15 protein-coding genes are annotated in these 16,376 nt (G+C 49.6%); 14 read left to right on the top strand and 1 reads right to left on the bottom strand.

Annotation, left to right across the window (positions count from 1 at the left end; all coding sequences use genetic code 11):
• Nucleotides 1–26: 26 nt before the first annotated feature.
• The 8 genes from GI364_RS17695 (at nt 27) to GI364_RS17660 (ending at nt 9,448) form a co-directional block, all read left to right on the top strand.
• Nucleotides 27–1,820, top strand: coding sequence for an ABC transporter ATP-binding protein (locus tag GI364_RS17695; protein ID WP_233095850.1), 1,794 nt, complete (start codon nt 27–29; stop codon nt 1,818–1,820).
• Entirely contained in the window at nt 1,817–3,661 is a 1,845-nt protein-coding gene (locus GI364_RS17690) for an ABC transporter ATP-binding protein (protein ID WP_233095849.1), read from the top strand. The genes GI364_RS17695 and GI364_RS17690 overlap by 4 nt, the downstream gene beginning before the upstream one ends.
• Nucleotides 3,662–3,744: 83 nt before the next feature.
• On the top strand, nt 3,745–4,212 hold the full coding sequence (locus GI364_RS17685) for a cupredoxin domain-containing protein (RefSeq protein ID WP_198850547.1): 468 nt from the start codon (nt 3,745–3,747) through the stop codon (nt 4,210–4,212).
• 211 nt (nt 4,213–4,423) lie between these two features.
• Nucleotides 4,424–5,374: a DUF7847 domain-containing protein gene (locus GI364_RS17680; protein WP_198850546.1), complete on the top strand. Its 951-nt coding sequence runs from the start codon at nt 4,424–4,426 to the stop codon at nt 5,372–5,374.
• Nucleotides 5,375–5,379: 5 nt separating this feature from the next.
• Complete coding sequence (locus GI364_RS17675) at nt 5,380–5,976, top strand: DUF4129 domain-containing protein (protein WP_198850545.1); 597 nt, start codon at nt 5,380–5,382, stop codon at nt 5,974–5,976.
• Nucleotides 5,973–7,142 (top strand): DUF4350 domain-containing protein, encoded by a 1,170-nt coding sequence (locus GI364_RS17670; RefSeq protein WP_198850544.1) that lies wholly within the window; start codon nt 5,973–5,975, stop codon nt 7,140–7,142. Before GI364_RS17675 ends, GI364_RS17670 begins: the two co-directional genes overlap by 4 nt.
• 58 nt (nt 7,143–7,200) lie before the next feature.
• Nucleotides 7,201–8,133, top strand: a complete 933-nt coding sequence (locus tag GI364_RS17665) for an AAA family ATPase (protein ID WP_233095848.1) — start codon at nt 7,201–7,203, stop codon at nt 8,131–8,133.
• The gene (locus GI364_RS17660) at nt 8,087–9,448 is read left to right on the top strand and encodes a DUF58 domain-containing protein (protein ID WP_198850543.1); all 1,362 of its coding nucleotides are present in this window, start codon (nt 8,087–8,089) and stop codon (nt 9,446–9,448) included. The genes GI364_RS17665 and GI364_RS17660 overlap by 47 nt, the downstream gene beginning before the upstream one ends.
• Here the strand turns inward: GI364_RS17660 and GI364_RS17655 are convergent.
• Entirely contained in the window at nt 9,363–10,403 is a 1,041-nt protein-coding gene (locus tag GI364_RS17655) for a stage II sporulation protein M (RefSeq protein ID WP_198850542.1), read from the bottom strand. The two genes, GI364_RS17660 and GI364_RS17655, sit on opposite strands and share 86 nt — an antisense overlap.
• Before the next feature lie 26 nt (nt 10,404–10,429).
• Between GI364_RS17655 and GI364_RS17650 the strand changes: the two genes are divergently transcribed.
• From GI364_RS17650 to GI364_RS17625, 6 genes are all read left to right on the top strand, one after another.
• Nucleotides 10,430–11,377, top strand: a complete 948-nt coding sequence (locus tag GI364_RS17650) for an RDD family protein (protein WP_198850541.1) — start codon at nt 10,430–10,432, stop codon at nt 11,375–11,377.
• Nucleotides 11,374–12,831, top strand: a complete 1,458-nt coding sequence (locus tag GI364_RS17645; RefSeq protein WP_233095847.1) for a hypothetical protein — start codon at nt 11,374–11,376, stop codon at nt 12,829–12,831. The genes GI364_RS17650 and GI364_RS17645 overlap by 4 nt, the downstream gene beginning before the upstream one ends.
• Before the next feature lie 137 nt (nt 12,832–12,968).
• On the top strand, nt 12,969–13,526 hold the full coding sequence (locus GI364_RS17640; RefSeq protein WP_198850540.1) for a manganese efflux pump MntP: 558 nt from the start codon (nt 12,969–12,971) through the stop codon (nt 13,524–13,526).
• A 144-nt stretch (nt 13,527–13,670) separates the two neighbouring features.
• Nucleotides 13,671–14,033, top strand: coding sequence for an ArsR/SmtB family transcription factor (locus tag GI364_RS17635; protein ID WP_198850539.1), 363 nt, complete (start codon nt 13,671–13,673; stop codon nt 14,031–14,033).
• Nucleotides 14,034–14,048: 15 nt separating this feature from the next.
• Complete coding sequence (locus tag GI364_RS17630) at nt 14,049–15,032, top strand: cation diffusion facilitator family transporter (RefSeq protein WP_233095846.1); 984 nt, start codon at nt 14,049–14,051, stop codon at nt 15,030–15,032.
• Nucleotides 15,033–15,130: 98 nt separating this feature from the next.
• Complete coding sequence (locus GI364_RS17625; protein ID WP_198850538.1) at nt 15,131–16,210, top strand: LysM peptidoglycan-binding domain-containing protein; 1,080 nt, start codon at nt 15,131–15,133, stop codon at nt 16,208–16,210.
• The last annotated feature ends 166 nt before the right edge of the window (nt 16,211–16,376 follow it).

Raw genomic sequence — 16,376 nt, 5'->3', positions numbered from 1 at the left:
CTCAAGGTGCTGCTCCTGGGTCGGTTTTGAATTGGTGTAGAAGTCGTGTAAGCAAAAAGGGGGGACTCGGCATCAAAGACGCGAAGCATATTCTGCGGCAGTATGTAAGTGAACATAAGTGGTCTTATCTGGTATCTACGCTTTCCATCATGGTGGCAGAATTCGTTATGGTGCAGTTCCCTCACCTTCTGGGAAACTTCACTAATGCACTGAAAGCAGGACAACTCGATGCACATAAGGTTGCCATGTACAGTTTGTGGCTGCTTCTGATTGGCATCGGCTACGTTGTGTTCTACGGAATTGGTCAATTTCGCAATGGACAAATTGGTCGTCGCTTTGAATACAGAATGAGGCAGCAGTTGTTTTCTCATTGGGAACTGCTGTCGGCTAATTACTATCGGCAACGCAGTGTGGGAGACTTACTTAATCACGCTCTCAACGATGTTCGAACCATACGTGACGCGTTGACAGGCGGAGTGAATATTTTCTCAAATGCTGTCTTCTTGCTCGCAGCAACGCTCTATATGACGTTTACCACAGTAAGTGTGAAACTTACGTTAGTCAGTATGATTCCTATCTGCTTTGTACCCCTCTTCATTGTCTGGTGGGGACCTCGTATTCGCAACGCGTCGCGGCGCGTGCAAGAGGGACTGTCTGACATGGCAGATTTGACGGAAGAGAGTCTGTCTGCGATTCGCTTAGTGAAAGCAAGTTCCAACGAAGACATGGAATCTCTTCGTTTTCAAACCCGAGTAGAGTCCATTGTAAAACGGCAAATGACCATGTTTAAGCAGAGTGCGTTGTTTCAGTCTATGATTCCGTTAATGGGATCGCTGAGCTTTGCTATCGCACTGTTCTACGGCGGCTATCTGACAGTGGCGCACGACATCACGCTGGGCGCATTTGTAGCTTTTACACTGTACCTTGCTATGATTATTCAGCCTCTGCAGCAGATGGGTTTTGTGTTCAACTATTTCCAACGGGGTTCCGCTTCTGTGAAACGGTTGAGTATTCTCTTGGAGGAGGTCCCCGAAATTCAGGATCCGGTACATCCTGCCCCTGTTGAGGCAATTGGCGGTAAGTTGTCCGTGCATTTGTCTGAGTTCTCATACCCCGACGGAGATCACCCGGCTTTGCAAAACGTTCATTTCGATCTCGGTGCTGGACAGACACTGGGAATTGTCGGCCGGACCGCTTCCGGTAAGACGACGCTTGCCAATCTAATTCCCCGTATTTTTGACCCGCCGGAAAATGCTGTCTTTGTCGACGGGCACGATGTAAAGGCATTGAGTCTGAAAGACTTGCGCGAGTCGATTGCCTATGTGCCGCAAGACGGGTTCCTATTTTCTGCAACGGTTCGGGAAAACATTGGGTTTTCCCGGGAAACGGCCACGTCGGCAGAGATTGAACAAGTAGCAAAAGACAGCGCAATTTATGATGATATTCTAGACTTCCCGGACGGCTTTGAAACCATGGTGGGTGAGCGGGGTGTCACACTGTCTGGAGGCCAGAAGCAAAGAACAGCCATCGCCAGGGCGTTCTTAAAAGATGCCCCGATTTTAATTATGGATGACAGTTTGTCTGCTGTGGATATGACGACAGAAAAGAGAATTATTGACGCAATCCGCGGTGTTCGGTCCGGCAAGACCAATGTCATTATAGCGCATCGGTTGTCTGCTGTAAGGCATGCAGATTTGATTTTAGTCTTGGATAAGGGCACGGTAATTGAACGGGGAACACATGACGAACTGTTGGAACAAGGCGGTACGTATGCTGACATTTACAGCATGCAGGAAGATACGGGAGGTGCTGCGGGATGAGTCAACAACAGGAGATGAAGGAAAGTCCCAAGCCTCGTGCGGCAGTAGGTTTTCGCAGCCTGACCCGCTTACTTCCCTTTGCCCGGCCTTATACATGGCATTTTATCGCAGTGTTGGTCCTTGTTGCGATTTTTAACATCAGCAATGTCTTACAGCCTTATTTGGTCAAGGTGGCAATTGACAGTGACATTTCTACAAAACACCCGAATCTTCACGGGGTCATTCTGATTAGTCTACTTTACATTGGCGTTGTCCTTGCCGGTGTGCTGGCCAATTACGGGCAAATCATGCTCTTGCAGTATGCCGGACAAAATGTGATTCGCTCCATTCGCATGCACCTGTTTGAACACATCGAGCGACAGGCTATGAAATTCTTCGACAGAAACGCTATAGGAAGTCTGGTTACAAATATATCAAGCGACACAGAAACAGTCAGTCAATTTTTTACGAATTTCTTTTTGAGTATGATTCGCGACGGCATGTCGATTGTGATGATTATTGTTGCCATGTTTGAATTGAATGTTCCAATTGCAGCAGAATCTATGGTGATTCTTCCCATCATCTTTTTGATTTCTCTGTTCTTTCGACGGAGGCTTCGAAAAGCCTACCAGACCACAAGAACACGGCTTTCCAACATTGTATCGTTTCTTGCGGAAAACTTGGCCGGCATGCGCATCACCCAGATTTTTCACCAAGAAGCGCGGCAAAGGAAAAAGTATCAGGCTTTAAACCGTGCTCACTTTGACGCCAATATTCATGAATACGGGTTGTCAGTGATGTTTAACCGGACATTTGAACTGTTCGGGAACATCAGTGTCGCAGCGATTGCGTGGATTGGCGGCCTGTCCGTGTTGCACCACGCGATTTTATTCGGAACTCTCTATGCATTCATCAGCTATATTCGGCAATTTTTCCAACCGATTAACGCCATTACGCAGCAGTGGAATACACTTCAGTCATCGATGGTAGCAGCGGAGCGTTTGGGAGGAGTCTTGTCTGTTCAACCTGAAGTTGTAGATCCAGAAAATCCAATGGTTAAAACGGACGACGAGATTGCAGGTACTGTGTCCTTTCATAACGTAAGTTTCGGATATTCGTCGGACAGACTTGTGCTAAAGGATATCGATTTTACCGTCAATCGAGGAGAGTTCATCGGATTTGTTGGGGCTACGGGTGCAGGGAAGAGCTCTATTATGAGTCTGCTCATTCGCTTTTACGATGTGACTTCCGGTGTGATTCTGCTCGACGGGACCGACATCCGGCAGTTTCGGCAGGCCGACCTGCATCGTTACATTGGGCTCGTGCAGCAAGATGTGTATCTCTTTACAGGAACTGTAGTCGATAACATCCGATTATTCCGAAGTGATATCACGGAAGAAGCGGTGATTCATGCGGCAAAGACTGTCGGGGCGCACGATATCATTCAAAGGTTGCCGCAAGGCTATCGAACGCAACTGTACGCGAAAGGTGCCAACCTGTCTATGGGTGAACGACAGCTCATTTCGTTCGCCAGGGTGGTGGCGCTAAATCCCAAGGTTCTAATCCTTGATGAAGCGACTGCAAATTTGGATAGTCAAACGGAGGAACTCGTTCAAAAAGGACTGCAGGCTGTTTCCAAGGACAGAACGACGCTTGTTATTGCACACAGACTGTCTACCATTCGTCATGCTGATAGAATCTTGGTTCTTGACAAGGGTAGAGTTGTTGAGCAAGGAACGCACCATGAGCTGTTGGCTAAGCAGGGACTGTACAGGGACCTGCATGAGAAATCCGGTATTGAGGATAATTCTCGCCAAACCGATAATAATATGGGAAATGAGTTGTACCAGCCATCCTTTTAACAGACCTTAAGAGACATTCGATATGTCGACGGGTCTTAGAACTGTCGGTTGGATATGACGTTGAGGCGAGAAGGTGAAAGAACATGACAATCCGAATTGCTCCATTGCTTACAACCGCTGCATTGGCGGTTGCATTTTTTTGTTCTGTAGAACCCGTGTTTGCTGCTCCAACTTCTTCGATAAACACTTCCGGCGACCTTGTTTCTTCAAAACCCGGACACCAGGTTACCTACCATGTTCTTGTGGAGCGGATATCTTCACAGGGAAAAGGGAAAGACAACAGACCTAGCGGCCGCCGATTCCGACCCGATGTCTATGTGGTTAACGAGGGCGATGAAGTTACCTTCAACCTGAAAAGCACTGTGACGGGGGTGTATCCTGTTTTTCTCGAAGGGTACGACATGCACGGAACCATCCGTCCCAATGAAGTACTGAATTGGAGTTTTATTGCTAACAAACCAGGAATCTTTAAACTGACGCGTTTGCATCACCCGGATTTTGAACATCTAGCGATGGAGGGGTATCTGGTTGTTATCCCCAAACAGAGTTAGAGTCGAGTGCGAATCCCTGTGAACTCCTCTCCAACGGCAGTTCCCGCCTTCACGCAGTGAACATGCAATGCGTGAAATGGGCCGTGCCTATTTACCTCTTCCCACGAGGCAATCTCCTTGTGCTATGATTGGAAAGGATAACGAGTAGTATGCGGACGGGCTGTCTGTTCGTACCATGGATGTGTGTAGTTCACTTGGAGGAGGTCGTCTGGTGGCAGAGCAACGAGAGTTTTCACGCGACGTCCAGCCACGCGATTTTGGCGCATTGCTGGATGACGTCTTTCGCTTATATCGGTCTCATTTTCGATTTTGGTTTATTGCATCGGCTGCGGTACTTATTCCCTTCATGGTTCTAAAGTCTATTTTTAGTGTTCACGCAACGAAGAACGTGCAACAGTTGCTACATACGATAATGACCAATACGGCTCACACGCAGTCTGCACTGCAGACCTTTAACCAAGCTCAACAGCAACTCGGGCTCAGCACTATGGTTATGGTGTTGCTGTTCCTTGAGGTGCTTGTGGTAAATCCCCTTTTGTATGGGACTTTGCTTCACTTTGTTACCGAACTTCGGTTGTTCAATCACGAAGCCAACGTAGACGAGTCCTTTTCGCGGTCTGCGAGACGCCTCTTTGCGGTGATACTGACGCAACTCCTTATCTTCGTTTTATATGTGGCCGCCGTCGTCATAATTGGTCTGGTTAGTGTTCTGCTGTTTGTTGCGGCTCGTGCCGTTCATGTGAGTTGGGTGGCCGGCATTTTAATCGGACTTATTATTGTGGCCCTTATTGTGGGAGCTATTTGGATTCGGATTCGACTGGTCTTCACGACCTCGGCCGTCATCGAGGATGGACACGCAGGGTGGTCTGCTTTGGTGCGGTCGTGGCAGCTTACGAAAGGAAACTTTTGGAGGTCCCTTGGCTTTCTCTTTGTTGTCGGTCTGATTGTCGATGTACTCCAGGGTGCCATCGGCCTAGTGATTCAGGGACTCATACCTGGGGCGGTGCTCGATTTGATTTTAACGAGTCTCGTCACTTTGTTTGCTCTGCCGTTTTCTTTCCTGGCACAAGCAACATTGTACATCGATTTACGTGTGCGTACGGATGCCCCTGATTTACAGTCCTGGCTGCATTCGTCTGATAATCTGGATTCGAAAGAGTGAGTGCGGTGTCTGCAATATCCTACTCAGAGGCCAAACACTCCCTGCATCATGTGTTGCAGGAGCCTGCGTTTCATCAGTCTGGACCAAAGCACCCTTGGTGGTTTCCTGTATTGCAGTGGGTGCTTAAGCATGTGCACTTCTCTGTGCATTTTGGTCAACTGAAGCCGTTGGCATGGGTCGTCACTGCTGTGATTGCTGTCGTGTTCATCACGGTAGCTGGAATTTGGTTGACCTATCGTTGGCGTCGGCGGTCGTGGAAACTGGTAGAGCGGAGTTTGACATCAGAGTCGAGAACTACGCTGGACGAGCAGATTGAGGAGTCAGTGGCAGCCAACGACTTTGAACTAACCCTGCATTTGCTCATCACGGCCTGTATCCGTTTCGCCCAGTCCAGAGAATGGTTAAGGGATAATCCGTATAAAACAGCACGGCGGTGCCTGCGTGAGCTGGAAGACAAGGCTGACAGAGACTTCATTGCTTTGTTTTCGGAGTTGACAAGAACAGCAGAGGAAGTTGTATTCGCGCGAAAGAAGGCGGATAGTGAGCGAGTCTTGCGATTGTGGCAACAGGTGCGCCTGTGGAGAGAGAAGGTGTCCGCATGAAGTTCAGGATGTGGATGGTTGTCTCAGGGCTGTTAGTTGTCTATCTCGCCGTTGGATTGTGGACGACCAGTGTAAGTAGCAAGCCTGTGGATATTGCGGGATCGGCATTGTCTTCAGGGCAACAAGGGTCAATGGCATTGGAACGAACATGGCGTCAATTAAGACTGCCCTGGGAGAACTGGGAACAGATTCCCGGCTTTCTCCCGAAATCGTCTAATTCGGTATACGTGTCGGTGGAACCGCAGCAAAGCGTCTATCAGCCGCAGGACGTGTCAGCGCTCTTACACTTTGCGTCAGCAGGCAACACCGTAATTTTTGCAGTCTCACAACAGGATGCGGTGTTGCAGAAGTTAAACGTATCGGTAAACCCTATCTCGGAACACACAGTTAGGACTCTATCTGGTCCGCATAAAAAGTGGAGCAACACGTCCTTTACGACTGCAGATGAGCTGAACGGGGCTGGATTACAGGTTGCACAAAAGTTGTGGAGAGACGGGCAAGGAAATGTTCTGGGAGCAGTTTTCAAACAAGGGAATGGCAGTATGGTCTTGTGGGCAGCGCCATCCGTATGGGAAAATGGTACGATTGACAAAGGCGACAACTTTCAATTTGTTTGGAATCTGATAGGGAATAGAAAGGTTTTTTGGGATGAATACGGCCACGGCTTGTCTAGTCAAAGCCTCATCAAATGGATGTTTCACGGGTGGAGGCTGTTAGCTCTCATCCTGTTTATTCTAGCGCTGTTCCTGTACCTGTACAAAAACTTGTGGCGTTTTGGTCCTGTTCGAAATCCACAGTTAGAACCACCCATGCAGGGGACAGACTTTATGGATGCACTGGCGTGGCAAATGACGAGACCGGCCCTCAGGCGGAACCAATACGAGCACTTGGTACCCCTTGTGCAAAAGCGGTTGGCTCAGCACGGGCGCTACAGAGGAGTGGCTACGATTGAAGCCGCAACAAAGTGGATAGAGGCACGCAGAGCTCCTGAGCTGTCTGCTGTCTGGCAGGCTTGGATGAAGCTTGCTGATGCTGGGTATCAAGCGAAGCGGTGGCGAGAGTTCCTGAAGTTGACACGGACACTGCTGAAACAAGCCGAAGACTACCGTGAAGAATCCACGGACAGTGAAGCGCGTATGGGTCATGAGGTACGGCACACAAAATGAAGTACTGTACACAATGAAGCACAGCACGGACACAGTTGGAGTGAGGAGGCACAACGTGATGGATGGGAGAATTGCGGCGTTAGAAGAACAACTGAGAGATGTTGTATTTGGACAGGAGGAAGCCATTCACCAAGTTCTGGTCGCTCTGTTGGCGGGAGGTCATGTGCTCCTGGAAGGTGTGCCTGGTCTCGGGAAAACGCGTCTGGCCAAAAGCCTGGCACACTTCGTCTCCAGTGATTATCGGAGGATTCAATTCACACCTGATTTGATGCCGAGTGATATCGTGGGGAACGTCATATTTGACGTGAAGGGGAGTGAGTTTCAGGTACACCAGGGTCCGGTATTCGCCAACATACTATTGGCGGATGAAATCAACCGCACTCCTCCAAAGACTCAAGCTGCGCTGCTGGAAGCAATGGAGGAAGGCCAGGTGTCTATTTATGGGGCAACTCACGAGCTTCCTAATCCGTTTTTTGTCATAGCGACTCAGAATCCCATTGAATATGAGGGAACCTATCCTCTGCCGGAAGCGCAGTTGGACCGGTTCTTAATGATGGTTCGACTGAGCTATCCGGAGCCCTCTGCTGAGCGCCGTATGCTCAAGGAACACAAAATCGGGTTTGCGGACTACATTGCACGTGCCAGTGCTGTGCTGGATGTGAATGAATTGCGAGACCACAGGCGTCGTGTGCAACAAATGACAGCAGCGGACGAAGTTCTTGATTACATCGTACAACTGACGCGGGCATCACGGAGCCTGGAAGGCGTCATGTTGGGAGCAAGTCCTCGGGCCGGCACCGCTCTACTTGACGCAGCTAAAGCTGTTGCCTATACGGACAACCGTGATTATGTGATTCCGGACGATGTCCTGGAAATCGCAGCGCCTGTTTTGCGGCACCGCTTAATCCTGGACCCAAATGCAGAAGTGGAGGGACTCAGTGCGGATGACTTCGTGGCTCGCATGGTGGAAAACGTGGCGGCGCCGCGCTAAAAGAACGGTCCCGTCATATCGCCTGACAGGGATTGTGGCAGGCGTCGGTCTGCTGAATTTCTTGCTTGCAAACTGGCTTATTCATTCTGTATGGGTGTGGGGAGCACTCTTGCTTGTACTCGCCGCGCTTACCCTTGCCGATCTCGTTGATTTGCGCACCATCGAGGTACACGGCACCCGGGACGTCACGCCTCGCCCGCAGTTGTACATACCCATGAAAGTCACCGGATTACTCTCCGTGCGACCGTCAGTTCGGCGAATTGCTGGAGTAGATCTGGGGTTTTCCGGCCCGCTGGAGCAAGAGTCAAAGGTGGAGTATCAGCCTGCCAATCATCTGGACAGTCTTTCCTTCTCTCAAGTGGTTGTCCCCGTCAAGCGCGGATACACCACTGTATCTCCCATGGATATCAAGGTCCGAAGCCGCTTCGGGTTGTGGGACCAGTATGTGCGTATCGGACAGGCTGAAGAGGTGCTTGTCATACCGGATTTGACAACTTGGAGAAGAGCGGTGGCAGCGCTGGAACGAACGTTGTCACAAGAAGGCGCACATGTCAAACCGCTGAGCGCAGGAGACAGCGAGTTTTCTCACCTTGCAGAATACGTTCCTGACGATGACCCGCGCCGCATTAACTGGGGTGCCACTGCGCGACGCGGACGACTCATGAAGAACAGCTATCAAGCAGAGCAAGGTCAGCAACTGATTGTCGCAGTGGACGCCAGTCGGTATATGCAAGTGACCCTTGAAGACGGTAAAACGCGACTTGATTACGCGATTGAGTGCGCTGCGGCATTGGCCTCGGCCAGCCTTGATGTTGGCGATCGCGTTGGTGTGCTGGCATTTACGCATAAAATGCTGTTTCGGTTACCGCCCCGACATGGACGCCGGCACTGGGAACAAATTGTCGAAGAGTTGGCAGGGGTTGAAGCAGAAATGGTACAAGGGGGTTATGAAGGACTGTTGCGGCATCTGACAGGAAGCTTTCATCGGAGAAGTCTGCTGGTGATTGTGTCTGAGTTGGAAGGTCTGCAAAGTGACCCTGCGTTCCTCGGTATCTTACACCGTGTACAGCGTCAGCACCCGGTGTTGTTTGTCACTCTCACTGATATTGATGCACAGAAAAGGGCGGAACAGGTGCCCGCAAAGACGGAAGATGTGTCTCGGCTGGCAGCGGCCCATTGGGTGCTGAATGAACGAAATCGAGTGCGGCAGGCCATGATCCAGAAGGGAGTCAGCGTCGTGGAATCCCAGCCTTCCGATGTGGTGGTGGATACGGTAGCGGCTTATCTGCGCCGGAGATTGAGGCGGAGTCGCTAAACGTGCTTGAACCTGGTTGCGCGTCGGCAGACCGGCCAGCCCAGCCGAAGTACAGGATCCAAAACAAAAGCGTAATAATGGCTGTGCCAAACTTCACCCAGTCAGGAGCGGAGCTTGGCGTAACAAAACCTTCGATAGTTCCTGCTACTGCCAGCATGGGAACCGTACCGAGAAACAGTAAAACGGCGCGCTTTCCGCCGTATTCGATGGCTTTGCCCCTCGTGAACTGTCCTGGGGCGGCCAAATAGCGTGCGAACATGAGTCCCGCTCCGCCCGCAACAAAGATGGCGGTCAGTTCTGTTACGCCGTGAGGTACTATCAGACTCCAGAACACGACGGAGCGTCCGGCGCGCTGGAATACTGCAGCCAGAATGCCGAGAATGAGACCGTTCTGCCACAGCGCGTAGATGGTAAACAAACCAAGTGTTGCACCTCCAACAAAAGCCTCTAAAGCCACCAGCATGTTGTGTGTCATAATCAAGGTCGACATAATGGGTGCGTTGACAGCGTGGGGCCCTGCTTTACTGGGCTGGAACTGGTGGACAAAGCTTGCAGGCAACAGGTGATAGGCATTGACGGGTGACTGATAGACTAGGATATAGCCGTATAAGGCGCCGAACAAGGAAATGAGGGCGGCGACCAGAATATATGAAAAGTAGCTCCGAAACAGTTGTGGAAATGCACGGCGAAGAAATGCGAACAAGTTCTGCGACCCGCCTCGTTTTTTCTGATACATGCGAGGATAGGCAGTGACAATTAGTGAATTTAGGTAAGATGTCAGGGGATCGGCCGGAAAATACGTTTTTGCATAAGCTAAATCACTGGAAGTTTCCTGATATAATCGAATAAACTCGTCCAATTCCGGACTGCTCTCGAAGGTCAGTGACGAGGTTGTGAGTTTTTCTAGCTTTCGCCAACGCCGTTCTCGCTGACGGCGAAACTGCTGTACATTCATTTGACAGACTCCTTGGTGGTGAAATAGTGGATCAATCAACTGTGAAGGTCCGTACGCCGGAACATGTGGAACTCGAATATGAACTGGCAGGCATCGGTTCCCGCGGATTGGCTCAGCTCCTGGACCTTCTCATTTTAGCAGCTGTGTACACTGTAATTATCGTCGCTTTAATCCTTTGGCTCGTACTGCACATTCTTGGCGGCGCCACGTCCTACATTATCGGCGGAGCCATTCTCATATCCTTTTTTACCTTCTGGGGATATTTTATCCTATTTGAGTACTATATGTCGGGTCAAACTCCAGGAAAGCGTTTATTGCACATCCGCGTGGTTCGTCGAGATGGTCGCCCTCCCGGCTTCTTATCCGTATTGCTTCGCAATCTGTTTCGGTTGATTGATATCCTTCCGAGTGCCTATTTGCTCGGTGTCATTGTTATGATAGCGAATAAAAATGAAAGACGCATTGGCGATCTCATTGGCGGTACCATGGTTGTGACGGCATCGGCAAAGTCCGGTGCTGTACTGCGTTCCCTTGAAGACTTGGACAGTGTCTATGGGAGCCTGAAGCCAACTGATGTAACCCAATTTGACGATTTGGGCGCTAACGTCAAAGCTGAAAACGTGGACGAGGACACCCAGCAAGAAATCGTAACCGTGTACGCTGTTCCGGTTGCACTGGCTGTGAAGAAAAGTCTGTCACCATCTTGGGAGGACTTCTTGGCTGCTTTTGACAAGAGACAGCGGAGCATGACTCGTGAGAAGAAACTGGAATTAGCAGCAGCGGCATGGGAAAAACTGCTTGCTGAGAAACAGGCTGCTGCGGTGGATAAAAATGGGCAAGAGTTGGAAACCGTGAATTTGGAACTACAGTATAAGCTGGAACTCATCGCCGCTTTAGCAGAACATACTCGTGTTCGGCAATTGACGCGGAAACAACGAAAGACTCGAATGCAGCCGAGGAGGAAGCGGCCATGAAGCGCATCATCAGCAGAATAGCAAGTATTGAATGGATGATACTTACCATCTGGATCTTGGCCTTTGCCTATTACGCGATGAACCCCATCTCCGATCCCGATACACCATGGCACCTGGCCACAGGCAGATACATTCTATTTCACCATTATGTTCCGACACACGATGTCTTCTCATGGTCTATGAGAGGAACGCCGTGGGTCACACAGGAGTGGATGTTTGAAGTTGTATTTGCATGGCTTGTTTTACACTTTAAGTACTTCGGCGCATGGCTTTTGTATGCGGGGCTGCATACACTCACAATCATCGTGCTGTACAGGCTGGCGGTGCACGTGTCGGATAACAACCGTGTCATTTCGGCGGTGGTCGCTGGCGGAGGCACACTGGCGGCACTTGATTTCTGGACACTTCGCCCGCAAATCTTCTCTTACTTGATGTTTGCTGTGTTTCTCTTGATTTTGCAAAAAGTCAGGGAAGGACAGTTTCTTGTTCTCTGGGCTGTACCGCCGCTCATCATGCTGTGGGCCAATACCCACGGCAGTTCAACAATTGGCATTTTCGTGTGTCTATTGGAAGTTTTGGTTAGCTTTATTCCTTCCTTCGGAAGGTTTCGGCGGGTTCCATTGCCAAGAGGGGCACGTTGGCGGCTCGTTGTCGCACCACTGGCTGGTGCTCTGCTTGGACTTGTTAATCCAAACGGCATCAAAGCATACACTTATGCACTTCTTGGAACAAACCAAACGTTGGTCAATAACATCATGGAGTGGCACTCGCCCAACTTTCACTCGTTTGACTTCAAATACGGTGTACTTCCGTTCTTGATAGCCGTCTTTTTAATCGTATTGGCTTCAAAACGTCCCATTCCCATGCGGGAAGTGTTATTTTTCGGCGGATCTTTTGCAGTCACGCTGGTCTATCAGAGATTTCTTCCTTACCTGACTATTACTACGGTTCCTTTGCTGGCATACGTGATGTCAGATTGGATTCGTTCCTTGAACAGCTTGAGACGCTGGATGATGGTCTCAAACGCAGTGATCATTGCAGCAGCACTGGGACTGTTCGTCACTCAGGTACCCAGACTTGGGGGAAGCTTTAACAAACACATGAGTACTTCTGCATACCCTGTTGGTGCCGCGAATTATCTGCTCTCTCACCCGCAGTACCACCTCCTCAATGCCTACAATTTCGGCGGCTATTTCATTTATCGGGGGATTCCGACGTTTGTTGACGGACGAACAGGCATCTTTTTGCACAAAAATCTCTTTTCTAATTACCTTGCGTTGCAGAATCTGTGGTGGAATGCGCCCCAACTCCTGCAGAAGTACAAAATTGGGGCTGTTGTGTTCCCGTCAGGCAATCAACTGATTACATACCTGAGCAATGAACCCAACTGGAAGATAGTGTACACAGGTTCCAACGCTGAGATTTTGGTGAAGAAACAAAAGAGTTCCAGCTAAAGGCAGGTGGGACTCGCTTCTATTTTAGCCAATGACTTGTAGCCAACGATGAATATGTGGCCCAATTTAGCCGGCTCAGTCAGTGTTGGCGGCGCAGCGCGAGTAATCGAGCCAGCAATCGGGGGAGAGGAGCTTACTTGGCGGCCGTAAAAGTGATTGTACTTATTTTGTCTCTGGGCATGGATACGCTTCTGATGTCGATTGGCGTGGGAGTTGTACAGGCGAAAGGAAAACTGAAAATTGCAGTGACGTTTGCTTGTGCCGAAGCGTTCATGCCCCTGTTTGGCTTACTAATCGGCCAAGCTGCCGGTCAAATCATTGGTGCGTGGGCAGCCATTGTCGGTGGATTCGCGCTTTTGGCCTTGGCTGGGTGGGTCATCTTCTTTGAAGACGACGCCCATCAAGAAAAGTTAGAGCACAGCCTTGCTGGGTGGACTTTAGTTCTCACAGCGCTGAGTATTAGCGTCGATGAGTTGGCTGTGGGGTTCTCCATCGGAATTATCGGAGTTCCCGTGGCTCTGACAATCGCCTTAATTGCGCTTCAAGCCCTCCTCTTCACATTCGTTGGAATCACAGTCGGAGCAAAGCTTAGGCCTTTCTTTGGTGAATGGTCAGAGAAACTGACGGGTGTTGTCCTTGCACTGCTCGGTCTATGGATACTGATTGACGCCGTCATTCACGTGGTTCGTCGATAGGTCACCCCTGTCAGTCGCACACCGTAAACGAATCTACTGCATACGGCTGCAATGTGCGTCCGGGGAGGAGTTGAAAAACAGAGCAGCTCAGTGTTACGCTAGTGTGAGTATATGAGTTACTGTTCATATAGGGAGGTAGTCCTCATGGCTGTCAATTTAGATAAGTGCCGGAAGACAAGTATTCATGAAGATGCTGTTTCGGACTGCTTGGACGACCAACTTCACGATACAGAAGTCTTGTCGCTGTCGCAATCGTTTAAGGCTCTGGCAGACCCCACCCGCATTCGGATTTTAAGTAACTTAATTCGACGGGAACTCTGTGTTTGTGATTTGGCTGAGATTCTTGGAATGACACAGTCTGCCGTTTCTCACCAGCTGCGGACACTGCGCATGATGCGCATCGTCAAAAACCGGAGAGAAGGCAATACTGTTTACTATACATGTGACGACGCACATATTACCGGCTTACTGCAGTTGGGCATAGACCATATTAAACACATTGAATAGTCAAGGAGAATTTTCATGGATGAAGACCAACAGCATCGACACAAAGACAACTTGAATCACTCGCACCAGCAAGGGCACAACCACAATCACGAGGGTGTCTTCCATTCACATGCCCCGGCAGGCAAGATGAAGACCGCCTTTTTCTTAACCGCCGTTATCCTTGTCGTTGAGTTTGCAGGCGGTCTGATTTCCCACAGCCTTGCACTTTTATCTGATGCCGGACACGTATTGACCGACATCATTTCAATTGGGCTCTCGTGGTTTGCTTTAAGACAATCGGAAAAGCCTTCGAATACGAGAATGACTTACGGGTATTATCGATCAGGCATTTTGGCAGCACTGTTCAACGGCATGCTGTTGATACTTATCACGATTTGGATTCTTTGGGAAGCCTACGGTCGATTTAGAAACCCAGAGCACGTCGCACCGTTGTGGATGTTTATCAGTGCCGGTGTCGGTCTATTGGTAAATCTTTATCTAGGACTCGGAATGCGTCATGACGAAGACCTGAATGTGAGAAGTGCCGTCTTACATATGCTCGGAGATGCGTCGGCGTCCGCGGCAGTGATTGTTGGCGGCATCATCATTGCCTTTACAAATTGGTTCGTTATCGATCCCGTTCTCAGTGTCCTAATATCAATTCTGATTGCCATGGGGGCCTGGAGGATCGTCAAGCAAACTGTCGCTATATTAATGGAAGGTACCCCAAAAGGCATCGACTTTGATAAGGTTGTCAGCGAGATGAAGTCAATCCCCGGAGTTCAGGACGTACACGATGTCCATATCTGGAGTATCACAAGCGGTAAAAACGCACTGTCTTGTCACGTGGTCATAAATGGTGACATGACAATTCACGAGAGCCAAAATGTCTTGCGCGATATGGAACATCGCTTGGTGCATATGGGGATTGGGCACGTCACTATCCAAGCAGAAGATACAGCACACCCCCATGACGATTCGGAACTCTGCTGTACGGAAGAACTGGCCCATGAGCACTGATTATCATCTTGTAAAGCTTTGAGTTCAGCCAATCGGGACATTTGCCTTTCTTCAAGCATATTCTAGGGCAGCATGACATGAAGAAAGGTGGGAAATGTATGTTCATTTATACCGTTCGCCAAGGCGACAGTATCTCTAGCATTGCAAAAAAGTTTAAGACTTTGACACCGGAACTAAGGCGCTTAAACGGTTTGCCTGCATCTGACACACTCGTACCCGGGCTTCACCTGCTGATTCCCGGCAGAACATATATTGCGGAGCCACATACGGTGAGTTCCGGCGATTCCCTTGAGAAGATTGCACGGAAATCTGGTGTAACCAAAACAGAACTTTCCTATTGGCTCGGAGTGGACGTCAATAAGCCCCGGCTTACAACAGGACGGACGATTTATATACCCAAGTTGCTTCGCAGAAAGCGTCAAATTGAGGCCAATACCTACTTGTTGCCCAGTGGTGCACAGAAAGACGCTGTCGATGTCAAAGAAACCTCTCCCATGACGTATCTCAGTCTATTCAGCTACCAGTCTCAGGCAGACGGTACACTGAAAGACTTGCCTGATGAAAAAGCGCGGCAAGCAGCCAGCCAAGCCAATATTGCGTCCCTAATGACAGTGACCAATTTTGACGGCAATAAGTTTAATACATCCCTGGCTCATACACTGCTGAGCAACACATCGCTTCGCAATAAACTGGAAACAAACATTGTTGATAAGGCAAAATCCAACGGTTTCAAGGGAGCAAATGTGGACTTTGAACACATGCATCCAGATGACAGACCTCTCTATAACGATTTCATTCGTTCCCTTGGAGAAAAACTTCACAAGGAAAACCTCACTGTTTCAATTGCCATGGGCCCGAAAACCAAGGATGAACCTGGTGCAGCGTGGATGGGTGCCTTTGACTACAAAGCACTGGGTGCTGCGGTCGATTACTTGATGCTAATGACCTACGAGTGGGGATGGGTAGGAGGACCACCGATGACCACCAACTTACTACACTGTATCAACGGATTTCTGGAGGTCATGGAACGTCATGGGAATTCGGATTTCTCGGTTTTTAGGTGGTTTTTTCAGAAATCTCTCGACTTTTGGGTAGGGTGTGGGATCCCACTCCTACCTAACGCCCGAGTACGCCAGGCTTGGAAATGGACAAGCATACCGCCAAATCAGGGTTTTTAGACTAGCTTGTCTGTGCTTGTTCGGGCTTGTCCAGGAAAGGTCTCGGTTTTTAGGTTGAAGTATACAATACAATCTCGGTTTTTTGGTGTGCTGGATGGATAGGGGCTTGTCCGCAGTCAACATGGACCTCAGGGCTGCGGGCAAGCATTTATTATTTGTGGCATCT

Source organism: Alicyclobacillus sp. SO9 (genome assembly GCF_016406125.1).
Classification (GTDB): Bacteria; Bacillota; Bacilli; order Alicyclobacillales; family Alicyclobacillaceae; genus SO9.
Note: the sequence above shows the minus strand (reverse complement) of the source record. Positions and strands in the feature narration are given on the sequence as shown.